Genomic DNA, 4,128 nt, shown 5'->3' with positions numbered 1-4,128 from the left:
GCTCAGGAAGACTGCCGTAATGGTTTCCTGCTCGATGGCTTCCCGCGTACTATTCCGCAGGCTGACGCCATGAAAGAAGCAGGTATCAACGTGGACTACGTTCTGGAGTTCGACGTACCTGACGAGCTGATCGTTGACCGTATCGTGGGGCGTCGCGTACATGCTGCTTCTGGCCGCGTTTACCACATCAAATTCAACCCGCCTAAGGTTGAAGGTAAAGACGACGTAACCGGCGAAGAGCTGACCACCCGTAAAGACGATCAGGAAGAGACCGTACGTAAGCGCCTGGTGGAATACCATCAGATGACCGCGCCGCTGATCGGCTACTACTCTAAAGAAGCGCAGGCGGGTAACACCAAATACGCGAAAGTTGATGGCACTCAGGCTGTTGCTGACGTGCGCGCAGCGCTGGAAAAAATCCTCGGTTAAGTTTTAGCGCAGTCAATGCCGGATGGCGGTGTAAACACCTTATCCGGCCTATGATTTTTTTGTAGGCCAGATAAGCGCAGCGCCATCAGGCAAATTCACGTCTTACCTCTCGCAGCAATTAGTTCTTCTTCATCACTTTTCCGCTACAATTATCAACAATTTGAATCGATAAGAGGCGGTAATGCGTCAGACGAAAACCGGTATCCTGCTGGCAAACCTCGGCACCCCCGATGCCCCCACTCCTGAAGCTGTTAAACGCTACCTGCGCCAGTTTTTAAGCGATCAACGTGTAGTTGATACTTCCCGCCTGCTGTGGTGGCCGTTGCTGCGTGGGGTGATCCTGCCGCTGCGTGCGCCACGCGTGGCAAAGCTATACCAGTCAATCTGGATGGAAGAGGGTTCGCCGCTGATGGTCTACAGCAAGGCACAACAGCAGGCGCTGGCACAACGCCTGCCCAATACGCCTGTTGCGTTGGGCATGAGCTACGGCTCGCCTTCGCTTGAAAGCGCAGTCGACGAACTGCTGGCAAGTGGCGTTGAACACATTGTCGTGTTACCCCTGTATCCGCAATATTCCTGTTCGACGGTGGCGGCGGTGTGGGATGAACTCGCGCGCATCCTGGCGCGTAAACGCGGTATTCCCGGCATCTCCTTTATTCGTGATTACGCCGATGACAGCGCTTATATTGACGCGCTGGCAAAAAGTGCCCGTGACTCCTTCGCCAAACACGGCGAACCCGATTTACTGCTGCTCTCCTACCATGGGATTCCACAACGTTACGCCGACGAAGGCGATGACTACCCGCAGCGCTGTCGCGATACGACCCGTGAGCTGGTCTCTGCGCTTGGCCTGCCGCCGGAAAAAGTGATGATGACCTTCCAGTCGCGTTTTGGTCGCGAACCGTGGCTAACGCCGTATACCGACGAAACGTTAAAAATGCTGGCGGAGAAAGGGACCCGACATATCCAGGTTATGTGTCCGGGCTTTGCGGCAGATTGCCTTGAAACGCTGGAAGAGATCGCGGTGCAAAACCGGGAGATTTTCCTCGAGGCTGGCGGCCAGCAATATGAGTATATTCCGGCGCTGAACGCCACACCGGAACATATCGAAATGATGGTTAAACTGACCGCAGCCTATCGTTAAAGTTGTGCTTTGAAGTAACGCGCGCCCTCCCGCAAGGCATCGTCGGCGGTTTTCATCATCCGCGAGTAGTGCAGGAAGGCGTGCAGCGTGCCGGGGTACATTTTGTACTGGCAGGGCTGCTGATGTGCCTGTAGCGTCTGAAATAATAAGCGGCTGTCGTCAATCAACGGATCGAACTCCGCGCCGGCGATAAAACACGGTGGCACGTCGCGCGTCAGGTCGTTATTGAATAAGCAATAATACGGTGACTCGCGATCGTCGGCGCTACGCAGGTACGCGTTTTCGTACATCTGCAGATCCTCCCGCGATAAACCATCCCACGCTCCGCCCATCAGCCGTCGGCTGGGCGAATCCTGCAGGCCGTAAAGTCCATACCACAGCAATATGCCAGCGACTTTGCCGCAGGCAATCTGTTTGTCCCGCAGCCACAACGCGCTGGCAAGCGCCAGCATCGCGCCAGCGGAATCACCGGCAAAACCAATATGATCCACATTCAGAGAATAGTCGCCCGCGTGTTGGTGATAATACTGACAGACGGCGACAATCTCCTCGATGGCTTGTGGGAAACGAGCCTCCGGCGAGAGAGAATAGTCGATGCCAATTAACGTGCACTGCGTGTAAAGCGCCAGTAAGCGCATAATGCGATCGTGAGTATCCAGATTACCAAGAATGAAACCGCCGCCGTGCAGATAATACAGCGTGGCCTGGCTATGGGGTTGCGGAGAATAAATTCGCGTGGCAACGGGGCCGCGCGCGGTAGAAATGACGCATTCTCGGGTATTCATCTGCGGGGCATCGGCATTCCACAATTGCCGTTCGTGGATATAGTGTTGGCGCTGGGCCACGATGTCATCGGCGGCGGGCCAGGGCGGCAGATCGTCGCGATGAAAATTCACCACGGTTTTCATTTCGTCTGAAATTTCGTCGAGTACGGGGATCTTATTTTCCGGCTTCATAAACGCTCCTTGTGAAGGTGATTTATTGTAGAAATTCCCCCCGTATAAACTGCGATCCCATCGTCCGATATTGAAACTCAGCGCCGCATCGCATGCGTACAGGGGAATGTGCTACCATGCACCGCTCAGCTAATCACCCGTAAAATCGACCATGAAATTTCCCGGTAAACGTAAATCCAAACACTATTTTCCTGTCAGCGCGCGCGATCCGTTGCTGCAACAGATTCAGCCTGAAAATGAAACCAGCGCAGCCTGGGTGGTGGGTATCGACCAGACGCTGGTAGATATTGAAGCCAAAGTTAATGATGACTTTGTAAAGCGTTATGGATTAAGCGCCGGGCACTCTCTGGTGATTACAGACGATGTCGCCGAAGCGCTCTACCAGGAACTGGTACGTGACAATTTGATCACTCATCAGTTTGCCGGTGGAACTATCGGTAACACGATGCACAACTACTCCGTGCTGGCAGATGACCGCTCGGTGCTGCTGGGCGTGATGTGCAGCAATATCGAGATTGGTAGCTACGCGTACCGTTATTTATGTAATACCTCCAGCCGTACCGATCTGAACTATCTGCAGGGCGTTAATGGACCGATTGGTCGCTGCTTTACGCTGATTGGTGAATCCGGTGAGCGCACGTTCGCTATCAGCCCCGGACATATGAATAAGCTGCGGGCGGATAGCATCCCTGAGGCGGTTATTGCCGGGGCCTCCGCGCTGGTGCTGACCTCCTATCTGGTGCGTTGCGAACCGGGCGAGCCGATGCCGGAAGCGACCATGAAGGCGATTGAATATGCCAAAAAACACAATGTGCCGGTGGTTCTGACGCTGGGTACCAAATTTGTTATTGCCGATAACCCACAGTGGTGGCAGGCATTCCTGAAAGAGCATGTCTCCATTCTGGCGATGAATGAAGAAGAGGCCGAAGCACTGACCGGCGAGAACGATCCGCTGCTGGCGTCCGACAAAGCGCTGGATTGGGTGGATCTGGTGCTGTGCACTGCGGGTCCGGCAGGTCTGTATATGGCGGGCTTTACGGAAGAAGAAGCCAAACGTAAAACCCAGCATCCGCTGCTGCCAGGGGCTATTGCCGAATTCAACCAGTATGAATTCAGCCGCGCCATGCGCCATAAAGACTGTACTAATCCGCTGCGCGTGTATTCGCACATCGCACCGTATATGGGCGGGCCTGAAAAGATCATGAACACCAACGGCGCTGGCGACGGCGCGCTGGCGGCATTGCTGCATGATATTACCGCCAACAGCTACCACCGCAGCAACGTGCCTAACTCCAGCAAGCACAAGTTCACCTGGCTGACCTATTCGTCGTTAGCCCAGGTATGTAAATATGCTAATCGCGTGAGTTATCAGGTGCTGAATCAACATTCACCACGCCTGACGCGCGGTTTGCCAGAACGTGAAGACAGTCTCGAAGAGTCGTACTGGGACCGCTGAGTTCTGGCCCGATGGCGCTGCGCTTATCGGGCCTACTCTGGTGTGTGAATACGTAGGACGGATGGCGTAGCGCCATCCGGCACGTAATATTAACTGGCAGTAGCAACGTCGCCGGCAGGTGGCGTTTCAATCAGCTCCAGCAT

4 protein-coding genes are annotated in these 4,128 nt (G+C 54.6%); 3 read left to right on the top strand and 1 reads right to left on the bottom strand.

The window, feature by feature from the left end; translation table 11 throughout:
* Both KQJ18_RS22290 and hemH read left to right on the top strand, forming a co-directional pair.
* Positions 1-429: nucleoside monophosphate kinase (locus tag KQJ18_RS22290; RefSeq protein ID WP_216422765.1), on the top strand; the 429-nt coding region annotated here is incomplete at its 5' end.
* Positions 430-610: 181 nt separating this feature from the next.
* Positions 611-1,573 (top strand): ferrochelatase, encoded by a 963-nt coding sequence (gene hemH / locus KQJ18_RS22285; RefSeq protein WP_085047619.1) that lies wholly within the window; start codon positions 611-613, stop codon positions 1,571-1,573.
* On the opposite strand, the gene aes is transcribed toward hemH, so the two are convergent.
* Entirely contained in the window at positions 1,570-2,529 is a 960-nt protein-coding gene (gene aes, locus KQJ18_RS22280) for an acetyl esterase (protein ID WP_216422764.1), read from the bottom strand. The genes hemH and aes overlap by 4 nt on opposite strands.
* Before the next feature lie 151 nt (positions 2,530-2,680).
* Here aes and gsk point away from each other — a divergent pair, with 151 nt between their 5' ends.
* Positions 2,681-3,985: an inosine/guanosine kinase gene (gene gsk, locus KQJ18_RS22275; RefSeq protein WP_038638375.1), complete on the top strand. Its 1,305-nt coding sequence runs from the start codon at positions 2,681-2,683 to the stop codon at positions 3,983-3,985.
* Positions 3,986-4,128: the final 143 nt, after the last annotated feature.

The organism is Citrobacter sp. S55_ASV_140, assembly GCF_018919505.1.
Lineage (GTDB): Bacteria > Pseudomonadota > Gammaproteobacteria > Enterobacterales > Enterobacteriaceae > Citrobacter > Citrobacter werkmanii.
Note: the sequence above shows the minus strand (reverse complement) of the source record. Positions and strands in the feature narration are given on the sequence as shown.

Coding starts and splice junctions, on each gene's coding strand:
- hemH (WP_085047619.1), top strand. CDS start 611: ATGCGTCAGACGAAAACCGGTATCCTGCTGGCAAACCTCGGCACCCCC.
- aes (WP_216422764.1), bottom strand. CDS start 2,529: ATGAAGCCGGAAAATAAGATCCCCGTACTCGACGAAATTTCAGACGAA.
- gsk (WP_038638375.1), top strand. CDS start 2,681: ATGAAATTTCCCGGTAAACGTAAATCCAAACACTATTTTCCTGTCAGC.